Source organism: Luteimonas sp. A501, assembly GCF_054052085.1.
On sequence record NZ_JBSVRI010000003.1, the window covers coordinates 319,129 to 339,813 of the forward strand.

Here is a 20,685-nt window from a genome sequence, read left to right on the forward strand (position 1 = left end):
GGAGACCGCCATGGCACGTTTCTTCATTGACCGACCCATCTTCGCGTGGGTCATCGCGATCATCATCATGCTTGCCGGCGCGCTGTCGATCTTCAGCCTGCCGGTGTCGATGTATCCCACCGTGGCGCCGCCGAGCGTCGAGATCCGGGCAACGTATCCCGGTGCGTCGGCCAAGGTGGTCGAGGACTCGGTGACCCAGATCATCGAGCAGAACATGAAGGGCCTGGACGGCCTGATGTACTTCTCGTCGCAGTCGTCGTCCAACGGCATGGCGACCATCACCGTGACCTTCGAAACCGGCACCGACGGCGACATTGCCCAGGTGCAGGTGCAGAACAAGCTGCAGCTGGCCATGCCGCTGCTGCCGCAGGAGGTGCAGCGCCAGGGCGTGAACGTCAGCAAGTCGACGTCGAGCTTCCTGCAGGTGATCGGCTTCGTGTCCGAAGACGGCAGCATGGACAAGGTCGACATCGCCGACTACGTCGGCGCCAACATCGTCGACCCGCTCAGCCGCGTGCCGGGCGTCGGCACCATCCAGGTGTTCGGCGGCAAGTACGCCATGCGCATCTGGCTGGACCCGAACAAGCTGCACACCTACGCGCTGTCGATCCCCGAGGTCACCGCCGCGATCACGGCCCAGAACGCACAGGTCGCGATCGGTTCGCTGGGCGGTGCGCCGGCGATCGACGGCCAGCAGATCAACGCCACGATCAACGCCCAGGACCGGCTGCAGACGCCGGAGCAGTTCCGCGACATCATCGTGCGCAGCAATCCCGACGGCTCGGCGCTGCGACTTGGCGACATCGCGCGCGTCGAAATGGGCACCGAGAGCTACGAGTTCGACTCCCGCTACAACGGCCAGCAGGCCACCGGCGTCGCGATTTCGCTGGCCACCGGCGCCAACGCGCTCGATACCGCCGAGGGCGTGAAGCAGGCCCTGGCCGAGCTGGAACCGTACTACCCGCCGGGCCTGAAGGCGGTCGTGCCGTTCGACACCACGCCCTTCGTGCAGGTGTCGATCAAGGGCGTGATCGTGACCCTGCTCGAGGCCATCGTGCTGGTGTTCCTGGTGATGTACCTGTTCCTGCAGAACTTCCGCGCGACCCTGATCCCGACGATCGCGGTGCCGGTGGTACTGCTGGGCACCTTCGGCGTGCTCGCCGCGCTGGGCTTCTCGGTGAACATGCTGACCATGTTCGCGATGGTGCTGGCGATCGGCCTTCTGGTCGACGACGCCATCGTGGTGGTGGAGAACGTCGAACGCATCATGGCCGAAGAGGGGCTGTCGCCGCTTGAAGCCACGCGCAAGTCGATGGACCAGATCACCGGCGCCCTGGTCGGCATCGGCGTGGTGCTGTCGGCGGTGTTCGTGCCGATGGCCTTCATGTCGGGCTCCACCGGCGTGATCTACCGGCAGTTCACCGTGACGATCGTCTCGGCGATGACGCTGTCGGTAATCGTTGCCATCGTGCTGACCCCGGCGCTGTGCGCGACCATGCTCAAGCCGCTGAAGAAGGGCGAGTCGCATGACAGCGGCACCGGCTGGTTCGCCCGCTTCTTCGGCTGGTTCAACCGCAGCTTCGAGAAGACCAGCGGCAAGTACCAGCGCGGCGTGCGCGGCATCCTCGAGCGTCCGTGGCGCTTCATGGCCGTGTTCGCGGCGCTGGCGCTGGTGATGGGGCTGCTGTTCGCACGCATGCCCAGCTCCTTCCTGCCCAACGAAGACCAGGGCGTGCTGATGGTGATGGTGCAGACTCCGGTCGGCGCGACGCAGGAGCGCACGCTGGAGTCGATTGCGGCGCTTGAGAAGCACTTCCTCGAAAACGAGAAAGACGCGGTCGAGTCGGTGTTCGCGATCCAGGGCTTCAGCTTCGCGGGCATGGGCCAGAACACGGGCATCGCCTTCGTCAAGCTCAAGGACTGGAGCGAACGCGGCAACGCCGATCTCAGCGCCGAAGCAGTCGCTGCGCGTGGCAATGCCGCACTTGGCGGAATCAAGGATGCCTTCATCTTCGTGATTGCCCCCCCGGCCATGCCCGAGCTCGGTATTGCCAGCGGCTACTCCTTCTACCTCCAGGACACCGGGGCCCAGGGCCATGACGCGTTGATTGCCGCGCGCAACCAGCTGCTTGGCCTGGCCGGAGAAAGCGCACTGCTCGCCAACGTGCGTCCCAATGGCCAGGAGGACACGCCGCAGCTTCGGATCGACGTGGACGTGGCCAGGGCGGGTGCGCTCGGGCTGTCGCAGGACATGATCAATGCCACCCTCGCAGCGGCCTGGGGCGGCCAGTACATCGACGACTTCATCGACCGTGGCCGCATCAAGCGCGTCTACATCCAGGCCGATGCGCCGTTTCGCATGACCCCGGAGGATTTCAATCTGTGGTCGGTGAAGAACAGCGTCGGCGAGATGGTGCCGTTCAGCGCCTTCGGCAGCTCGCACTGGGACTACGGCTCGCCACGACTGGAGCGCTACGACGGCGTGCCGTCGGTGGAGATCCAGGGCGAGGCCGCGCCGGGCCTGTCGTCGGGCGAGGCCATGGACGAGATCGAACGCCTGGCCGAACAGTTGCCACCGGGCTTCGGCATCGAATGGACGGCCGTCTCCTACCAGGAGCGCGAGTCCGGCTCGCAGACGCCGCTGCTGTACACGCTGTCGCTGCTCATCATCTTCCTGTGCCTCGCCGCGCTGTACGAGAGCTGGACGGTGCCGACGGCAGTGTTGCTGGTGGCGCCATTGGGCATCTTGGGCGCGGTGCTGGCCAACACGCTGATGGGCATGGAGCGCGACGTCTACTTCCAGGTGGCGATGCTGACCACGGTGGGACTCACCAGCAAGAACGCGATCCTGATCGTGGAGTTCGCGAAGGCCAACGTGGAAAGCGGCATGGAGGTGGTGGCGGCCACCATGCAGGCTGTCCGTGATCGCCTGCGTCCGATCATCATGACCTCGCTCGCCTTTGGCCTGGGCGTACTGCCGCTGGCCATCGCAACGGGCGCCGGTTCCGGTGCGCAGCGCGCGATCGGTACCGGCGTGGTCGGCGGCATGGTCGTCGGCACGCTGCTGGGCGTGTTCTTCATCCCGCTGTTCTTCGTGGTGATCCAGAAGTTGTTCAGCGGCAGGCGCGGCAAGGCCGACTCGCAGCCCGCCTCCGCGGGAGCCATCGACCATGAGTAAGCATGCAAGCCTCGCGCTCGCCCTGGCGGCGGTCCTCGCCGCCAGCGGCTGCGCCACCCTGGTACCCGCCACGCCCGCAGCGCAGGCCGGAATTCCCGCGGCCTGGCCGATGCCCGAAGTGACGGCCGGGGATGCGAAATCGGCCGCGCGCGATGCGGACGCCGCGGGCGTCGATGCGCGTGGACCCGGCAGCACCGGCGCCATGGCATCGCGGCCGATGGCCGACATCGGCTGGCGCGACTTCTTCGCCGATGCGCGGCTGGAGGGCGTCGTTGCGCTGGCGCTCGACAACAACCGCGACCTGCGGGTGGCGATCCTCAACGTCGAGCGTGCGCGGTCGCAGTACCGCATCCAGCGCGCCGATCGGCTGCCTTCGATCGGCGCGGAAGCGATGCTCGAGCGCGTGGGCGGCGACATCCCGGTGACGGAGCAATACACCGCGGGCATCGGACTCGCCGCGTTCGAACTCGATCTGTTCGGCCGCGTGCGCAACCTCGGCGAGTCGGCGTTGCAGCACTACCTCGCCACCGAAGAAGCGCAGCGCGCGGCGCAGCTGTCTCTTGTCGCCGAGGTCGCCGGTACCTGGCTGGCGCTGGCCGCCGACCAGGAGCAGCTGCGGCTGTCAGAGGCCGCGCTGGCGACCTACCGGCAGACCCTGGACCTGAGCACGCAGCGCTTCGAACTGGGCGCAACGTCAGCGCTGGAGTTGGAGCAGGTCCGCACCCAGGTGGCCGGCGCGCGCGTCGACGTCGAACGCCTGGCCGGCCAGGTGGCGCAGGACCGCAATGCGCTCAACCTGCTGGCAGGTGCGCAGGTGGATGCCGCACTGCTGCCCGATGCCAGGGTCGGCCCGGTCACCGGGCTGGCCGCGGTACCGGGCGGGCTCGATGCAGAGGTGCTGCTGCGCCGTCCCGACGTGATCGCTGCCGAGCACCGGCTGCTGGCCGCGAGCGCCAACATCGGCGCCGCGCGCGCGGCGTTCTACCCGTCGATCACGCTGACCGGAAGCGTCGGTTCCGCAAGCGACGAGCTGTCGGGGCTGTTCGACGGCGGCACCAGGCTCTGGAGTTTCATCCCGCGCATCAACCTGCCGATCTTCCAAGGGGGCCGGCTGAAGGCGGCGCTCGGCATGGCCACCGCCGATCGCGACATCGCGCTGGCGCAGTACGAGCAGGCCATCCAGTCCGGCTTCCGCGAGGTCGCCGACGCGCTGGTGCTGTCGCAGACCCTGGCGGCGCAGGTCGCCGCGCAGCAGGACCTGGTCGATGCCGCCACTCGTGCCGAGTCGCTGGCGCGCGTGCGCTTCGAGGCCGGCTTCGACAGCTATCTGTCGCAGCTCGACGCCCAGCGCACGCTGTACAGCGCACAGCAGGCGCTGGTGGCCACGCGCCTGGCCGAACAGGCCAATCGCGTCACCCTGTATCGCGTGCTCGGCGGTGGCTGGCTCGAAGACAGCGCACTACCGGCGGCAGCGACGCAGGGCTGATTCCCCACCAGGGGTCCGGCAGCCCACTCGGAAGCCCCATGTAGGAGCGGCTACAGCCGCATTGTGGGGGCAGCTATAGCTGCTCCCACAAGGGGGCTGTCCACAGGAAATGTGGTCTGCTGCGCCTTGGGGAGCCGCCTCAGTGGCCGCCGTCGCCGTCTTCGTTGTCCGGCGGGGGCGGCAGGTCGAGCCGGCTCGACCGCAGCGGCGTTCCGGTCGCTGCGGCATGCGCCTCGTGCGCGCGCTGCAGGTCTTGCTGCAGCACGTCGGGCCGCTTCACCATCGCCTTGAAGCGTGGCTCCAGCGCGCCCACGCGCGCCTGGCTGGCCCGGATGTCGTCGAACATCCCGCGTCGCACCGCCGGCGCAACGTCGGGCGGTAGCGACAGGTAGTCGGCGACCTTCTGCCGCAGCGCCGACACCGCCACCTTCGCCTTGCCCTTGGGACTGGTCAGCGAGGACACCACGGTCACCAGCAGGATCGCCACGATCACCACCAGCGAGGTCCAGGTGCCGATTTCGATCACCGGCACCGGTTGGCCATCATTGATGAAGGGCAGGTTGTTCTCGTGCAGCGCGTGCAGCACCAGCTTGATGCCGATGAAGGCCAGCACCGCCGCCAGGCCGATCGACAGGTAGACCAGGCGTTCGAGCAGCCCGCCGACCAGGAAGTACAGCTGGCGCAGGCCCAGCAGCGAGAACGCGGTGGCGGTGAACACGATGAAGACGTTCTGGGTCAGGCCGAAGATCGCCGGAATCGAGTCGAATGCGAACAGGATGTCGGTGCCGCCGATCGCCAGCATCACCAGCAGCATCGGCGTCAGCGCGCGCTTGCCCTGCCAGGTGGTGAACAGCCTGTCGCCGTCGTAATGCGGGCTGGAATGGAACATCCGCCGCACGACGCGGACCACGATGTTGGGCTTGTCCTCGCCGTGGTCGTCGGGTGCCAGCAGGTTGCCCGCGGTGATCAGCAGCGCCAGGCCGAACAGGTAGAACACCCAGGCGAAGTTGTCGATCAGGGCCGCGCCCAGCAGGATGAACACCGTGCGTGCCATCAGCGCAAAGGTGATCCCGAACAGCAGCACCTTCTGCTGGTATTCGCGCGGGACCTTGAAGCTGGACATGATCACCAGGAACACGAAGACGTTGTCGATCGACAGCGCCTTCTCGGTGATGTAGCCGGAGAAATATTCCGCGCCCATGTCGGCGCCGCCCCAGGTCCACACCGCGACGCCGAACAGCAGCGCGATGCCGATATACAGCGCGGACCAGATGGTGGCTTCGCGCAGCGTCGGCGCGTGCGCCTTGCGCACGTGGAAAAAATAGTCGAACGCCAGCAGGCCGATGATCAGGACGATCGTGGCTTCCCAGACAAGCGGGGTGGTCGTCGGCATCGGGGTCCCGTGGGGTGTGCAGCGCGGCGAGCATCGCATGCGGCACGTGGCCTGCGCGTCACGGCTTCGCGCCGGGCAAAAAGTTAGCCATGCGTGAAGGCCACCGGCAGGCGCAGGCTATATTCCGGCGCGATCCCCCGACCCTTGGCAACCACCTTGCACCGACGAGAACTCCTGCTGGCAGGCCTGGCCCTGCCGGCGGCCTTTACGCTGCCCGGCCGCGCCCTGGCCGCCACCGGTGATGGCGCCGCGTTCGACGACGCTTCGGTGCCGGCGCTGGCCGCGGCGCTTGCCGCCGCCGCGTATCGCGCCCCCTCGCGCGAGCTGCCGGCCGTGCTCGACGACATCGGCTACGACCGCTACCGCGATTACCGCTACAGGCCGGAGCGTGCGCTGTGGAGCGGGCAGGGGCGTGGCTTCGAGGCACAGTTTTTCCACCGCGGCTACATGTTCCGCGACCGGGTGGAGATGCACGTGGTGGAAGGCGGGCGCAGCCGGCCGTTCGCCTATTCGCCTTCGTTGTTCCGCTTCGACCATGGCGCGCCGCAGCCGCCGGCGGGAACGGACCTGGGATTTGCCGGCTTCCGCCTGCACGCCACGGGGCGGGCCGGCGCAGCGCTGGACGAGTTCGCGTCGTTCCTTGGCGGCAGCTACTTCCGCGCCGTGGCGCGCGGCCTGGGCTACGGGCTGTCGGCGCGCGCGCTGGCGCTGGGCAGCGGCGACCCGGGTGCCGAAGAGTTCCCGTTGTTCCGCGCCTTCTGGCTTGAGACGCCGGCAACCGGTGCCGGGAAGGTCGTGGTGCACGCGCTGCTGGACTCGCCAAGCGTGGCGGGCGCGTACCGCTTCGCGATCACGCCCGGCGACGAGACCGTGTTCGATGTCGATGCGCGGCTCTACCCGCGCGTGGAGCTGGCCAACGCCGGCATCGCGCCCCTGACCAGCATGTACGAATTCGATGCCCACGATCGCGCGGGCATCGACGATCCGCGTCCGGCGGTGCATGACTCCGACGGCCTGGCCCTGCTCAATGGCAGCGGCGAGCAGGCCTGGCGCCCGCTGCGCAACCCGGGCACGGTCGAGCACAGCGGCTTCCAGGATCGTGATCCGCGCGGTTTCGGCCTGATCCAGCGCAAGCGCCACTTCGAGGATTACCAGGATCTTGAGGCCGGCTACGAAAAGCGCGCCAGCTGCTGGATCGAGCCGCTTGATCCATGGGGCGAGGGCGAGGTGCATCTGGTCGAGATTCCCACCGCCAACGAGTACGCCGACAACGTCGTCGCCTTCTGGCGTCCGGGCGCCTCGCTGGCTGCGGGCCGCGAACACCGCTGGCGCTACAGGCTGCACTGGGCCGCCGATCACGGCTGGAACCCGGGCCTTGCGCGCGTGGTCGCAACCCGCAGTGGTGCGCTGGATGGCGCACAGGCGCGGCAGTACTTCGTGGACTTCGCCGGAGGTGCGTTGCCGGAGGCCGACGCCGGCGTGCGCGTGCAGGCAGCCGCGAGCGCCGGCACGCTGCGCAACGCGGTCGCCTATCGCAATCCCGAGGGTGGTGGCTGGCGCGTCGGCTTCGAACTCGAACCCGGCAGCGCGGCAGCGGTCGAAATGCGGCTGTGGCTTGAGGGTGACGGCGGGCGCCTCTCCGAAACATGGCTGTCGCGATGGACACCGTGATCCCTTCCGCCGAGAGGCCGGGCGGCGCGGTCACAGCGCACCCCGCGTTGCCGCCGCTGCCGCCGGGTTCACCGCTCGAGATGCCGGTGCAGGCGCTCGACCGGGGCACGATCAGCAACCCGACGCGCCCGACCACGCCGCCGAACATGGCCTGGCGCCGCTTCGCCGTGATCGCCGCCGCCGTGCTGCTGACCGCCATCGCCACCTACCAGCTGTGGTGGCTGCTGCGCGGCGACGGCATCGATCCGCTCGAGGGCACGATGCTGGTGCTGTTCGTCGGCCTGTTCGCCTGGATCGTGCAGGCCTTCGTGGGCGCGATCGCCGGCTTCGTGCTGTTGCTGCAGCGGCGGCCGCTGCGCATGGGCATGAGCGCACACGGCCCGTTGCCGGCGCTCGCCACGCGCACCGCGCTGCTGGTGCCGATCTACAACGAGGATCCCGCGCGGTTGATGGCCGGCGTACAGGCCATGCATGAATCGCTGGCGGCCACCGGGCAGCTCGAGCGCTTCGATTTCTTCGTGCTCAGCGATACGCGCAACGCCGCCATCCAGGCGGAAGAAGCGGCGACGCTCCTCGCCCTGTGCGAACGCCTGGGGCCGGGCGCGAGGGTGTACTACCGCCTGCGCGAGGACAACAGCGAGCGCAAGGCCGGCAACATCGCCGACTGGGTGCGGCGCTGGGGCGGCGGCTGGCCGCAGTTCCTGATCCTCGACGCCGACAGCGTGATGGACGGCGGCACCCTGGTGCGCCTGGCCGCTGCGATGGAGCGCCACGACGATGTCGCGCTCATCCAGACGCTGCCGGTGATCGTCAACGGCAACACCCTGTTCGCGCGCATGCAGCAGTTCGCCGGGCGCGTGTACGGGCCGGTCATCGCCTATGGCGTGGCCTGGTGGCACGGCGCCGAGAGCAACTATTGGGGCCACAACGCGATGGTGCGCACGCGCGCCTTCGCCGAGTGCGCCGGCCTGCCGGCGCTGAGCGGCGTGAAGCCGTTCGCCGGCACCGTGCTCAGCCACGACTTCGTCGAGGCGGCGCTGATGCGCCGCGGCGGCTGGGCGCTGCACATGATCCCGGGCCTGGGCGGCAGCTACGAGGAGGGTCCGCCTTCGCTGACCGACATGCTGGTGCGCGACCGCCGCTGGTGCCAGGGCAACCTGCAGCATGGCGCGGTGCTGCCCGGGCGCGGCCTGCACTGGGTCAGCCGCTGGCACCTGCTGATCGGCATCGGCCACTATTTCACCGCGCCGATGTGGGCGATGCTGATGATCGTGGGCGTGTCGATTCCGCTGTTGCACGCGGGCTTTTCATGGGGCCATTTTTCCCTGGAGGGCTTCACGCCCACGGCCTACTGGCGCGAGCAGGACGCGAACCGATTCATCGCCGTGTTCGTGGTGACGATGACCATGTTGCTGTCGCCCAAGCTGATGGGCTACTTCGCCACCATGGTCGACCCGGCCATGCGCCGCGGCTGTGGCGGTGCGTGGCGGACTTTCGTCGGCATGCTGCTTGAAACCCTGCTCGCCGCGCTGATGGCACCGGTGACCATGTACGTGCAGTCGCGCGGCGTGGCCGGGGTGCTGGCCGGCAAGGACTCCGGATGGGAATCGCAGCGCCGCGATGACGGCACGCTGCCGCTGCGCGAGCTGCTGCGCCTGTACGGCGGATTGACGCTTGCCGGCATCGTCGCCGGCGTGGCCGCGTGGATGGTCTCGCCGGCGCTTGCGGCGTGGATGTCGCCGGTGATCCTGGGCCTGGTGCTGGCGATTCCGATCGTCGCCCTGGGTGCGTCGTACGCAGCCGGACAATGGCTGCGCAGGCGGCGCATCTTCGCCACGCCCGAGGAGTTGGCGCCGCCGCCTGTGCTGGTGCGCGCGACCGAGCTGCGCGCGACGCGTCCCGACGCACCGGCCTGATCGCCGGCGGTGGCGGCCCCGCGGGGCCGCCGTGGCAGCGCCATGCATAATGGCGCGCCAACCGTATTGAGGCTTGCCATGCTGCTGGACTGCATCGAGCGCGAGACCGGACCGAACCCGGGCTGGAGCATCATCTGGCTGCACGGCCTCGGCGCCGACGGCGGCGACTTCGTGCCGATCGTGCCCGAACTGGTGCGCCCGGGCTGGCCGGCGCTGCGCTTCGTGTTCCCGCACGCGCCGGTGCGCCCGGTGACCATCAACAACCGCGTGCCGATGCGCGCGTGGTACGACATCGTCGACATCGACCTGGCCAACCGCGCCGACGAAACCGGCGTGGCCGAGTCGATGGTCCAGGTCGAGGCGCTCATCGCGCGCGAGGTCGAGCGCGGCGTGCCGCGTTCGCGCGTGGTGCTGGCCGGATTCTCGCAGGGTGGTGCCGTCACTCTGGCCGCGGGCCTGCGCAGTGCCGCACCGCTTGCCGGGCTGGTCGCGCTGTCCACCTACGTGCCTTCCGCGAACAAGGCCCGCGACGCGCTGGCTGACGGCGCGAACAAGCAGCCGGTGTTCATGGGCCACGGCAGCCAGGATCCGGTGGTGCCGTTCCAGGCCGGCCAGCAGAGCGCGGCGCTGCTGCGCGAGCTGGGTTTCACGATCGACTGGCACGCCTACCCGATGCCGCATTCGGTCTGCGCCGAGGAGATCCGCGACCTCGGCGACTGGCTCGCGCGGCGGTTCGCGGCGGGCTGAGGTCCATGGGCAACGCGCGCGCCGACGAGCCGTGGCTGCCCGACCTGTGCCGGCTGCGGCGGCTGGCAGCGATGCTCGGCATCGCCCAACTGGTGGTCGTCGTCGTGGTGCTGGTGCCCGATGCGGGCAGCCACTGGGACCTGCCGCGCGTTCTTTCCACCAGCGGCTTCGCACTGTGGCTGGCGCTGTCGGTATCGGTGCTGCTGTGCGTGTCGCGGCGCGCGCTGTCGCGCCTGCCGCGGCGCACCGGCGCGCTGGTCGCGGTGGCGCTTGCCGCAGCCGTCGCCGGCGTCGTGGCGGCGGTGGTGCATGCGCTGTTCGCCAGCGTCGGCGAAGCGGGGAGCTGGCCGACGGCGATGCGCTTTGTCACCGGTTCGGCCGGCGTGGTCACCCTGATCACGGCGCTCGCGCTGCGCTACTTCTACGTCATCGACCGCTGGCAGGCGCAGCTGGCGGCGCACGCGCGCGCCGAGGCCGACGCGCTGCAGGCGCGCATCCGCCCGCACTTCCTGTTCAACAGCATGAACATGATCGCCGCCCTGCTGAAGCGCGACCCTGAGGTCGCCGAACGCGCGGTACTGGATCTTTCAGACCTGTTCCGCGCCGCGCTCGGCGCCGGCGAGGGCGACTCGTCGCTGGCCGAAGAAGTGCGGCTGGTCGAGCACTACCTGCGCATCGAACAGCTGCGCCTGGGTGAGCGCCTGCGCGTGGAGTGGCAGCGCGAAGAGCCGCTGCCCTGGGACCTGCCGATGCCGCGGCTGGTGCTGCAGCCGCTGCTCGAGAACGCGGTGCTGCACGGCATCTCGCGGCTGCCCGAGGGCGGCACGGTGGGGATCACGCTGGCCGCGGACGACGACATGCTGCGGATCAGCGTGCGCAACCCGTCGCTGCCGCCGGATGCGCCGGGGGTACACGGCGCGGGACATGCGCAGCGCAGTATCGTGCACCGCCTGGGCTACGCCTTCGGCCCGCGCGCGCGCATGACCTGCGGCTGGGACGCGGGCTACTATGCCTGCGAGCTGCAGCTGCCACTGGGCGAGCTGTCGCTGGGAGCGGGGGGGAGGAGGACGCCATGAAAGTGGTCATCGCCGACGACGAGCCGCTGGCCCGCGAGCGCCTGCGCAGCCTGCTGGCCGCGCACGCCGACATCGAGGTGGTCGCCGAAGCCGGCGACGGCCGCAGCGCATTGCAGGCCTGCGCCGAGCACGAGCCCGACCTGGTGCTGCTCGACATCGCCATGCCCGGCATCGACGGCCTCGAGGCCGCGCGCCACCTGTCCGCTTTCGAACCGCGCCCGGCGGTGGTGTTCTGCACCGCCTACGACGCGCACGCGCTCTCCGCCTTCGACGCTGCCGCCGTCGACTACCTGGTCAAGCCGGTGCGCCCCGAACGCCTGCAGGCGGCGATCGACCGCGTGCGCACCTTTGCCGCGGGCCTGGAGCGCAGCCGCGGCGACGGTGGCGGCAAGCGCCGCACCCACCTGTGCGCGCGCCTGCGCGGCAGCCTGCGCCTGGTCCCGATCGAGGACATCCACTACCTGCAGGCCGATGAGAAATACGTGGTGGTGCACCACGCCCGCGGCGAGGACCTGATCGAGGAATCGCTGAAGTCGCTGGAGGAGGAGTTCGGCGACCGCTTCCTGCGCATCCACCGCAACTGCCTGGTCGCCCGCCACGAACTGGTCGAACTCCGCCGCGACCCCGAGGGCCACGTCCACGCCATCCTCCGCCACGGCGCCCAGCCGCTGGAGGTCAGCCGCCGCTGCGTGGCACCGCTGCGCGAGATGCTGCGCGGGCGCTGAGTGACGCAGGTTCGGCGGCGCCGGGCATGGCCCGTGCGCAACCGGGCTCAGGAGCGCTCGACCACCTGCCGCTGCGCGCGCTTCAGCCCCGTCAGCAGCCGGTACGGGCTGTTCCCGCTGCGCGCCGCGACCTCGGCGACCGACAAGCGCGCGCCCCACAGTTCGATATCGCTGCCGATGCCGGCACCGGGGTGGTCGGTCAGGTCCACGGTCAGCATGTCCATCGAGACGCGCCCGATCAGCTCGCCCGGCTGGCCGTCGATGATCACCGGAGTGCCCGAGGTCGCGTACTGCGGATAGCCGTCGGCATAGCCGGCAGCGACCACGCCCACGCGCGTCGGGCGCGAGGTGATGAAGGCACCCGCGTAGCCGATCGGTTCGCCCGCGGCGAGCTCGCGCACGGCGATGACCTTGGATGCCAGCGCCATCACCGCGCGCAGCGGCTCGGCCTCCGCGCACGGCGCATCGAGCATGTGCGAGCCATAGAGCATCAGGCCGGGGCGCACCCAGCCGCCGCGTGCCGCTGGCCAGGCCATCAGCGCGGCGGAGTTGGCAAGACTGGTGGTGGTGCCGGGCGGAAGCCGCGCCAGCACCGCGTCGAAGGTGGCCAGCTGCGCGGGCGTACTGGGCTGGCCAAGTTCATCGGCGCGCGAGAAGTGGCTCATCGCGACCATGTCGCCCACCCAGGGAAGCGCGCGCAGGCGCCGCCAGGCATCGGGATAGTCCCCGGGTGCGAGGCCCAGGCGATGCATGCCCGAGTCGAGCTTCAGCCAGACCGGCAGCGGCTCGCGCAGCGGATGGCGCTCGAGCACGTCCACTTGCCACGGCGAGGCCACCACCGACCACAGCGCATGCCGTTCGATCAGCGGCAGCTCGTCGGCGTCGAAGAAGCCTTCCAGCAGCAGGATGGGCGCGCGGATGCCGGCCTCGCGCAGCTCGATCGCCTCCTCGATGCAGGCCACGCCGAAGCCGTCGGCTTCGCCGTCGAGCGCGCGTGCGCAGGCCACGGCGCCGTGCCCGTAGGCGTCGGCCTTGACCACGGCCAGCGCCTTGCCGCCGCCCAGCGTTCGCGCGTGGCGGTAGTTGTGGCGCAGGGCGTCGAGGTCGATGGTGGCGCGCGCGGGACGCATCAGCGCAGCCCCGTCGGAGCGGCGGGCCAGGCCCGCCCGTAGCGGGAGATGTCGAGGCCTTCACTGTCGATCGCGGGCGCACGGCCGTCGACCAGGTCGGCCAGGTAGCGGCCCGAGCCACAGGCCATCGTCCAGCCCAGGGTGCCGTGGCCGGTGTTGAGCAGCAGGTTGCGGTACGCCGTGGGGCCGACGACGGGCGGGCCATCCGGTGTGGACGGGCGCAGGCCGCTCCAGAAGCTGGCGTTGGCGAGGTCGCCGCCGTCGGGATACAGGCTCTTCACCACCATCTCCAGGGTGTCGCGGCGGCGCTGCGGCAGCGACAGGTCGTAGCCGCTGACCTCGGCCATGCCGCCGACGCGGATGCGGTCGTCGAAGCGGGTGATGGCGACCTTGTAGCTTTCGTCGAGCACGGTCGAGTGCGGCGCCAGCCCGGGGTTCGTGATCGGGATGGTCAGCGAATAACCCTTGAGCGGGTACACCGGCAGGCGGATGCCGATCGGCGCCAGCAGGCGCGGCGACCACGCGCCCAGCGCGAGCACGTAGCGGTCGGCGGTTTCGGTCCGGCCCTGGATGCGCACGCCGGAGATGCGATCACCGTCGCCAAGCAGGGCTTCGACGTCCTGCCCGTAGCGGAACTCGACGCCTGCGGCCTCGGCCATCGCTGCCAGCCTGGTGGCGAACAGGTGGCCGTCGCCGGTTTCGTCGCCCGGCAGGCGCAGCGCGCCGGCCAGCGTGTCGGCGACCGCGGCCAGCGCCGGCTCCACGCGGACAATGCCCGCGCGGTCGAGGAGTTCATAGGGCACGCCGTACTGGCGCAGGATCGCGATGTCCTTGGCGGCACCGTCGAGCTGCGCCTGCGTGCGGAACAGCTGCGTGGTGCCGAGCGTGCGCTCCTCGTACGCGATGCCGGTGTCGCGGCGCAGTTCCTCCAGGCAGGCACGGCTGTACTCGGCAAGCCGCACCATCCGCGCCTTGCTGATGGCATAGCGGTGATGGGTGCAGTTGCGCAGCATCTGCCACATCCAGCGGTACTGTGCGGGGTCGGCCGTTGGCCGGATCGCCAGCGGCGCGTGCCGCGACAGCAGCCAGCCCACCGCTTTCAGCGGGATGCCCGGCGCGGGCCAGGGCGAGGCGTAGCCGGGCGAGACCTGGCCGGCATTGGCAAAGCTGGTTTCCATCGCGGGCCCGGACGCGCGGTCGATGACGACGACGTCGTGCCCCTGTTGCCGCAGATACCACGCGCTGGTCACGCCGATCACACCGGAGCCCAGGATCAGGATACGCATTGGATTGACTCGGTCGGGCGGGTCGGCCAGGGGGCGGCGTGGCCGGCGGGTTCATGGAATCCGCCAGTATATGGATCGGAATCCGCGGTGGCTCGTGCGGAAGGGAGTAATGGCGCGGTGACCACCCTCCGCCATGACGCACAGCCGCTGGAGGTCAGCCGCCGCTGCGTGGCGCCGCTCGCGAGGTGCTGCGGCAGTTCTAGGCTAAGCGCGACTCAGTTCGCGGCGATTTCGCGCGCGATCATGGTCACGTGCGCTTCCGGGGAGACCGGATGGAAGTCGTGCTCCACCACGGCCCCTCGCGGCCGCAACGCGGCCAGCATGTTCGCGGCCGGGTAGTCGCCTCGCGCGATCGCCCCGTCGTCATCGATCGCCATGCGATCGATGAAGCGGCGATCGACCTCCGAGCCGGGGTCGAAGTTGAAGCCGATGCGGCGTTCGACGAATGGAATGATGCTGCCCGCGTAGGTGAGGAACAGCTCGAAATCGAGATGGTCCAGCAGCACCCGCGTGATGTCCTGTGCGCGCACGCCCTCGTTCGAGTACGCGGCGTGGTTCTCGGCGCGATAGCGTGCGGGCCTGCTGTTCGTGAACCGGTCGAAGCGCTTGACCTGCGGCAATTCGCTCCACCGCTCCTGCACCACGCGCTCCACCGAAGGCCAGAGCAGGTGGCCGTTCCTGCCGACGATGTCGGAGGTCAGAAGGACGCCCCCGGACCCCAGGCAGCGGGTGATTCCCGACACCGTGTCCTCGAGTTCTTCCAGGTGATGAAAGATCTGGTTGGCGATGACCACATCCGCGTCCAGCGTCGCAATCGCACGATGCGCATCGCCCGTCTCGAACCGCATGGCATCGCGGACGCCCGCGTTCGTGGCCTCGCGCTCGCCTGCCTCGAGCAGGCCGCGGTTGATGTCGACGCAGGTGAAGCTGTAGTCCAGCTCGCGTTTCCGAAGCGCGACCGCGAGCCCGATCTCGAGCCTGCACGCACCCGTGCCCAGGCTGACGATGCGCAGCGGAGCCGGCACGCGACCGGCTTCGGCCAGCAAGTGCTCGAGATAGAAGTCCTCGGGCGACTCGTATCCGCGCGCCTGCAACAGCGGCCGCACGTGGCGTTCCGACCAGTAATGGAAGATCGGCGGCAGCGTGTCCCCCTGATACCCGGGCGTCATGCGGAAGGCCACGATTTCCGCCAGTCCGCGCAGCCGTCGGCCCAATGGACGCGGCAGCACGCGGTCCAGGGCCGCGACCACCCGCTTCGCGACGATCCGGTTCCGGTATGCAAGGTCGAATATCCGCGCTTTCACTTTGGCGTCCCTTCCGCGCGCCTGGCGCCGACTGGCCTGCGCGCCGCGATGAATCCTATCCCAGGCGTGATCCCGACGCGGGCTATGCCGCTGCGTGGCGCAACTGCGCCAGGCGCTGCAGCCGCTTCAGGCCTTCCCCAACGGCAACTACTGACTGCGCGAATCCGCCATGCCGGGTCGCGGACGAAGGCCGACACCGGCACGCCACGCACGTCGGCGGCGCGGGCGATAATGGCCCCATGACCACCCTCCGCATCGCCACCCGCAAAAGCCCGCTCGCCCTCTGGCAGAGCGAACACGTTGCCGAGCTGCTGCGCGCCGCGCACCCCGGCCTGAGGGTCGAACTCGTGCCCATGTCCACCCGCGGCGACGAAGTGCTGGACCGCTCGCTGGCGGCGATCGGCGGCAAGGGCCTGTTCCTGAAGGAGCTGGAGTTGGCGATGCTGCGCGGCGAGGCCGACTGCGCGGTGCATTCGCTCAAGGACGTGCCGATGGAGGTCGACGCGCCGTTCGCGTTGCCGGCCTTCCTCGAGCGCGCCGACCACGCCGACGCCTTCATCAGCAGCCAGTTCGCGACCTTCGATGCGCTGCCGCCGGGCGCCTGCGTCGGCACCTCGTCGCTGCGCCGGCAGGCGCAGCTGCGCGCGCTGCGGCCGGACCTCGAGATCCGCGACCTGCGCGGCAACGTCAACACGCGGCTGGCGAAGCTGGATGCCGGCGAGTACGACGCGATCATCCTCGCCTGCGCGGGCCTGGAGCGCTTGGGCCTGGGCGAACGCATCCGCGCGCGCCTGGACGCGCCGGAGTGGCTGCCGGCGCCGGCGCAGGGCGTGATCGCGATCGAGTGCCGCGGCGACGATGAGGCGGTCATGGCGCTGTGCCGCGGGCTGGACCATGCGCCCACGCGCACCAGTGCGTCCGCGGAGCGCGCGCTGAACCTGGCGCTGCACGGCAGCTGCCACGTGCCGGTGGCGGCGTTCGCGCAGCTGGACGGAGACCTGCTGCGGCTGCAGGCACTGGTGGGCTCCGCAAGCGACGGGCGCGCGGTGCGGGCAGAGGCTGAAGGGCCGGCGTCGGAGCCGGAGGCACTGGGCAGCGAGGTCGCGGCGAAGCTGCTGGCCGGCGGCGCCGGGGAGTTCCTGCCGGCCAGCTAGAAGCGGTAGCGAAGGTTCATCGAGCCTTCGGTGTTGGTCGCGCCGCTGCCGCCATTGCCGGCGCTGTCATGCCGCAGCTCGAAGTTCGAATGCAGCGTCCACTGGTTCTGCAGCTTCAGGTCCAGGCCGATCACCTGCCGGGTGGTGGTGTTGAACCTGCCGGTTTCGACCAGCAGGTTCTGGGTGAGCAGGGCGCGCTCGGCGATGCTCTGGCGCAGTTCGAGCCTGCCGCGGGCGATCATGCCTTCGCCGGCGGTGCCGTAGTCGGCGTAGGGTTGCAGGCGGTAGCCGGTGCCGAACTCCAGTTTCACGTTGGTGTCCGGCGTGCGCACGGCCTCGTAGCCGAAGCCCGCGGTGAAGCGCGAGTGGCTGCCGTGGTTGATCCGCCAGTCGCGGCGCGAGGCCGGCGAGTACAGCGGGTAGCGGCGCGCGGCGATCGCCGGCAGGCGCATCGGCACCAGCGGGTCGACGCTTCCGGGCACTTTGGGCTGCCGGATGCGCGTGAATCGGGTCGGTGGCTGCCAGGCGGCGTCCTCGCAGACCAGGCGGTAGCAGGGGCGGCGCAGGTCGGCGCGGCCCGCCGCCAGGGCGACCATCGCCGGCTCGCCCGGGGATTCCGGCAAGGGCTGGATGAAGACGGGCGGGGCGGCGAGCGCCAGCCAGAGGGCCGCGAGCATGGGTCGGTCCGGTGGAAACGGTTACATCGCCCCATTATCGCGGGCATCGGTGGCCGTTCCAAGACGGCGGCCACGGTCCGGTTCAGCAATGGGCGCTGACCTCGTGGCGGGCCTGGGCGAAGAGCAGCCAGCGTTCGGCGAAGGCGCCCGCCAGCAGCCCGAGCGCCGCCAGCAGGGTGGCCGCCAGCGCCGGGATCCAGCCAAGCGCCACCAGCAGCGTGGCCAGCAGTGGTGCCGCGACCAGCCCGGCCAGCGCCGCCCGGCGCAGCCGCGCCGCCTGCCGGCCGGCCGCGGCGTCGCGGGTGGCCGGCGCGGCGGCGGCGTCGAGGGCGCGCCAGTACAGCCATTTGAGCACCGCCAGCACCAGTCCCGACAGCACCAGCGTCGGCAGCATCCCGGCCGGACCCTGGCCGCGCAGCATCGCCGCCATGGTCACCAGCTGCAGGGCCAATCCGGTCAGCAGCGCGAACAGCAGGTACACCGGCAGCACCAGTGGATGCCGCCACGCCGGGATCGGCTTCAGCGCGGCGTAGCTCATCGCCGTGCAGGCCACGGTGGCCAGTGCCAGCACGGCCAGCAGCAGGCCCAGGCAGGCCAGCCAAGCGGCGCGCGTGGCGCCGGATGGCATCCACAGCAGCAGCGCCATCGTGGCGGCGGCCGTCGGCGCGGTGGCCACCGCCAGCATGCCCTCGCGCGACAGCCACGAGCTGCGCCACTGGCTGAAGGCGCGCCAGGCGCGGCCGGGCTTGCCCAAACGGGCCAGCCAGCAGGGCAGGCCGATGGTCGAGAGCAGCAGGCCCAGGCCAAGGCCGGCCAGCTGCACGCCTTCCAACGCCGGCGACAGGCCGCCGCGCAGCGCCAGCATGGTGATGGTCAGGCCCGACCAGGCCAGCAGGCCGTAGCCGGCGCCGGACAGGGTGTTGAAGACCATGGCGGACAGGGCCGGTTGCATCGGATCCGGCGGTGGTGATGGCAGGTCGGTCACGGCAGGCTCAAGCGCTGAAGGGGAAGTAGCGCGGGATCAGCACCACGGCCATCACGATGAAAATGATGTTCAGGGGTAGCCCGACTTTCACGAAGTCGCGGAAGCGGTAGCCGCCGGCGGCGTAGACCATGGTGTTGGTCTGGTAGCTGATGGGCGTGGCGAAGCTGGTGGACGCGGCGAAGGCGACCGCGACCAGGAAGGGCTTGCTGTCGAGGCCGAGCGACTCGGCGGTGGCGATCGCGATCGGCACCACCACGGCCGCCGAGGCGTTGTTGCTCATGATCTCGGTCAGGGCCGAGGTCAGTACGTAGATCACCGCCAGGGTTGCGACCGGCCCGAAGCCTCCGAACAGGCCGATCGAAAAATCCGCGACCAGCGCCGCGGCGCCGCTGTTCTGCAGGGCGATGCCCAGCGGCAGCACGCCGGCCAGCAGCAGCACCACGCGCCAGTCGATGGCGGCGTACGCATCTTCCGGCTCCAGCACGCGCAGCAGCAGCAGCATGCAGCAGCCGATGATCGCCGAGGCGACGATGCTCATCAGCCCGGCGGCGGCCACGGCGACCACGGCGGTCAGGATGCCCAGCGCCAGCAGCGAGCGGCGGATGGAGGTGCGGGTCTGCTCGCGCTCGCCCAGCACCACCAGGCCGGGGTCGGCGCGCATCAGGTCGAGCGCGCTTTCCGGCGCATCAAGCAGCAGCACGTCGCCGACGGCCAGCGGTACGCGATCCAGCGGCTGCCTGGAGGACAGGCGGTGGCGGTGCAGGCCCTGCACGCGGGCATGGTAGGTATGGGCGAAGCGCAGGCTGGCCAGGGTGTGGCCGATGAGGTGCGAGCTTGGCGCCACCATCACTTCGGCGTGCACGCGCTCGTCCTCGTCGTCGCCCTCGAGGTCGCCGGCTACGTCGTCATGGCGCAGCTTGAGCTTGCGCCGCGCGGCCTCGATGTCGGTCCAGTTGCCGCGCACCATCAGGCGGTCGCCGGCCTCGATCCCGGTGCCCCGCGGCGAGGGCACTGCGGCGCGGCCGCGGTAGATCTCCAGCACCACCACGTCGCCGCTGTCGTCGGGCAGCAGTTCGCTGCCCCGCTTGCCGATCGCGCTCGACTTTTCCGGCACCAGCAGCTCGGCGACGTAGCGGCCGGCATGGCCGCTGTCGGCCTGCTGCGGCACGCCGAGGTCGGGCAGCAGGAAGTGGCGCGCGATCATCAGGTAGACGGTGCCGACCACCACGAAAATGATGCCCAGACTGCTGAACTCGAAGATGGTGAAACCTTCGTGCCCCGCCTGCCGCGCCATGGAATCGACAAGCAGGTTGGTGGAGGTACCGATCAACGTGCACACACCGCCGAACTGGGCCGCGTACGACAGCGGGATCAGGAACTTCGACGGCGGAAGATTGTTGGCCACCGCCGCGGCGATGATCAGCGGCAGGAACACCGCGACTGCGGCAGTGTTGTTGATGAACGCCGACACCGCCGCGGTCAGCAGCATCATCACCAGCGCCAGCAGCCAGCCCCAGCGGATGCGCGCGATGGTTTCGCCCAAGCGGTTCAGAGACCCGCTCTGCTGCAGCCCGGCGCTGAGCACGAACATCGCAGCCACGGTCACCGTGGCCGGACTGCTGAAGCCCGACAGCGCTTCCTCGGTGCTGACCAGGCGCAGGGTGAGGAGCGCGGCCAGGACCAGCATCGCCACCACTTCAGGCGGCATCTTTTCGCTGATGAACAGCGCGACCGCGCCGGCAAGCACCAGGAAGGTGAGCAGCATGTCCGGAGTCATGGGCGGCGCGCTCCTTGGCCGAGCGGCGGAAGCATGGTCATCGCGGCGATGCTCACCAGCAGGTTCAGAGGCATTCCATTCTCTCGGGCCCAGGGGACGCGCATTTCACCTCCGGTGGGAGCCGGCGCGCAGGAGGTCAGGATATCCGCAGGCCGTGGAGGTGCAATGTCGACGGCACAG

Annotated in this window: 15 protein-coding genes; 8 read left to right on the plus strand and 7 right to left on the minus strand. The window is 70.0% G+C overall.

The window, feature by feature from the left end:
* Positions 1–10 precede the first annotated feature (10 nt).
* A complete protein-coding gene (locus ACW7G5_RS11080; protein ID WP_457004487.1) occupies positions 11–3,178 on the plus strand; it encodes an efflux RND transporter permease subunit in 3,168 nt (1,055 codons plus the stop codon).
* Positions 3,171–4,664 carry an efflux transporter outer membrane subunit gene (locus tag ACW7G5_RS11085; RefSeq protein ID WP_457004489.1) on the plus strand — a complete coding sequence of 498 codons (1,494 nt, stop codon included), beginning with the start codon at positions 3,171–3,173 and terminating at the stop codon, positions 4,662–4,664. The genes ACW7G5_RS11080 and ACW7G5_RS11085 overlap by 8 nt, the downstream gene beginning before the upstream one ends.
* Positions 4,665–4,803: 139 nt before the next feature.
* On the opposite strand, the gene ACW7G5_RS11090 is transcribed toward ACW7G5_RS11085, so the two are convergent.
* Positions 4,804–6,057: a TerC family protein gene (locus ACW7G5_RS11090; protein ID WP_457004491.1), complete on the minus strand. Its 1,254-nt coding sequence runs from the start codon at positions 6,055–6,057 to the stop codon at positions 4,804–4,806.
* Positions 6,058–6,213: 156 nt separating this feature from the next.
* Here ACW7G5_RS11090 and ACW7G5_RS11095 point away from each other — a divergent pair, with 156 nt between their 5' ends.
* The 5 genes from ACW7G5_RS11095 to ACW7G5_RS11115 all read left to right on the plus strand — a co-directional run bounded on the left by ACW7G5_RS11095 (position 6,214) and on the right by ACW7G5_RS11115 (position 12,192).
* Entirely contained in the window at positions 6,214–7,728 is a 1,515-nt protein-coding gene (locus ACW7G5_RS11095; protein ID WP_457004493.1) for a glucan biosynthesis protein, read from the plus strand.
* On the plus strand, positions 7,716–9,644 hold the full coding sequence (gene mdoH / locus ACW7G5_RS11100) for a glucans biosynthesis glucosyltransferase MdoH (protein WP_457004495.1): 1,929 nt from the start codon (positions 7,716–7,718) through the stop codon (positions 9,642–9,644). The genes ACW7G5_RS11095 and mdoH overlap by 13 nt, the downstream gene beginning before the upstream one ends.
* Before the next feature lie 78 nt (positions 9,645–9,722).
* Positions 9,723–10,391, plus strand: coding sequence for an alpha/beta hydrolase (locus ACW7G5_RS11105; protein WP_457004497.1), 669 nt, complete (start codon positions 9,723–9,725; stop codon positions 10,389–10,391).
* A gap of 5 nt (positions 10,392–10,396) precedes the next feature.
* Positions 10,397–11,467: a sensor histidine kinase gene (locus ACW7G5_RS11110; protein ID WP_457004499.1), complete on the plus strand. Its 1,071-nt coding sequence runs from the start codon at positions 10,397–10,399 to the stop codon at positions 11,465–11,467.
* Positions 11,464–12,192: a LytR/AlgR family response regulator transcription factor gene (locus ACW7G5_RS11115; RefSeq protein ID WP_457004501.1), complete on the plus strand. Its 729-nt coding sequence runs from the start codon at positions 11,464–11,466 to the stop codon at positions 12,190–12,192. Before ACW7G5_RS11110 ends, ACW7G5_RS11115 begins: the two co-directional genes overlap by 4 nt.
* Positions 12,193–12,239: 47 nt before the next feature.
* Here the strand turns inward: ACW7G5_RS11115 and alr are convergent, their stop codons facing one another.
* From alr to ACW7G5_RS11130, 3 genes are all read right to left on the minus strand, one after another.
* Positions 12,240–13,322, minus strand: coding sequence for an alanine racemase (gene alr, locus ACW7G5_RS11120; RefSeq protein ID WP_457004503.1), 1,083 nt, complete (start codon positions 13,320–13,322; stop codon positions 12,240–12,242).
* Entirely contained in the window at positions 13,322–14,608 is a 1,287-nt protein-coding gene (locus ACW7G5_RS11125) for a D-amino acid dehydrogenase (RefSeq protein ID WP_457004505.1), read from the minus strand. Before ACW7G5_RS11125 ends, alr begins: the two co-directional genes overlap by 1 nt.
* Before the next feature lie 215 nt (positions 14,609–14,823).
* Complete coding sequence (locus tag ACW7G5_RS11130; RefSeq protein WP_457004506.1) at positions 14,824–15,912, minus strand: class I SAM-dependent methyltransferase; 1,089 nt, start codon at positions 15,910–15,912, stop codon at positions 14,824–14,826.
* 239 nt (positions 15,913–16,151) lie between these two features.
* On the opposite strand from ACW7G5_RS11130, the gene hemC reads away from it, so the two are divergent.
* Positions 16,152–17,066 (plus strand): hydroxymethylbilane synthase, encoded by a 915-nt coding sequence (hemC, locus tag ACW7G5_RS11135; RefSeq protein WP_457004507.1) that lies wholly within the window; start codon positions 16,152–16,154, stop codon positions 17,064–17,066.
* On the opposite strand, the gene ACW7G5_RS11140 is transcribed toward hemC, so the two are convergent.
* From ACW7G5_RS11140 to ACW7G5_RS11150, 3 genes are all read right to left on the minus strand, one after another.
* Positions 17,063–17,743, minus strand: coding sequence for a DUF481 domain-containing protein (locus ACW7G5_RS11140; RefSeq protein ID WP_457004509.1), 681 nt, complete (start codon positions 17,741–17,743; stop codon positions 17,063–17,065). The two genes, hemC and ACW7G5_RS11140, sit on opposite strands and share 4 nt — an antisense overlap.
* Before the next feature lie 82 nt (positions 17,744–17,825).
* Positions 17,826–18,728: a DmsC/YnfH family molybdoenzyme membrane anchor subunit gene (locus ACW7G5_RS11145; protein ID WP_457004510.1), complete on the minus strand. Its 903-nt coding sequence runs from the start codon at positions 18,726–18,728 to the stop codon at positions 17,826–17,828.
* 7 nt (positions 18,729–18,735) lie between these two features.
* Positions 18,736–20,505, minus strand: coding sequence for an SLC13 family permease (locus tag ACW7G5_RS11150; RefSeq protein ID WP_457004512.1), 1,770 nt, complete (start codon positions 20,503–20,505; stop codon positions 18,736–18,738).
* Between the last annotated feature and the right edge of the window lie 180 nt (positions 20,506–20,685).

Bases quoted from the DNA above. Each gene is read 5' to 3' on its own strand.
- ACW7G5_RS11080 (WP_457004487.1), top strand. From the start codon at position 11: ATGGCACGTTTCTTCATTGACCGACCCATCTTCGCGTGGGTCATCGCG.
- ACW7G5_RS11085 (WP_457004489.1), top strand. From the start codon at position 3,171: ATGAGTAAGCATGCAAGCCTCGCGCTCGCCCTGGCGGCGGTCCTCGCC.
- ACW7G5_RS11090 (WP_457004491.1), bottom strand. From the start codon at position 6,057: ATGCCGACGACCACCCCGCTTGTCTGGGAAGCCACGATCGTCCTGATC.
- mdoH (WP_457004495.1), top strand. From the start codon at position 7,716: ATGGACACCGTGATCCCTTCCGCCGAGAGGCCGGGCGGCGCGGTCACA.
- ACW7G5_RS11105 (WP_457004497.1), top strand. From the start codon at position 9,723: ATGCTGCTGGACTGCATCGAGCGCGAGACCGGACCGAACCCGGGCTGG.
- ACW7G5_RS11110 (WP_457004499.1), top strand. From the start codon at position 10,397: ATGGGCAACGCGCGCGCCGACGAGCCGTGGCTGCCCGACCTGTGCCGG.
- ACW7G5_RS11115 (WP_457004501.1), top strand. From the start codon at position 11,464: ATGAAAGTGGTCATCGCCGACGACGAGCCGCTGGCCCGCGAGCGCCTG.
- alr (WP_457004503.1), bottom strand. From the start codon at position 13,322: ATGCGTCCCGCGCGCGCCACCATCGACCTCGACGCCCTGCGCCACAAC.
- ACW7G5_RS11125 (WP_457004505.1), bottom strand. From the start codon at position 14,608: ATGCGTATCCTGATCCTGGGCTCCGGTGTGATCGGCGTGACCAGCGCG.
- hemC (WP_457004507.1), top strand. From the start codon at position 16,152: ATGACCACCCTCCGCATCGCCACCCGCAAAAGCCCGCTCGCCCTCTGG.
- ACW7G5_RS11140 (WP_457004509.1), bottom strand. From the start codon at position 17,743: ATGCTCGCGGCCCTCTGGCTGGCGCTCGCCGCCCCGCCCGTCTTCATC.
- ACW7G5_RS11150 (WP_457004512.1), bottom strand. From the start codon at position 20,505: ATGACTCCGGACATGCTGCTCACCTTCCTGGTGCTTGCCGGCGCGGTC.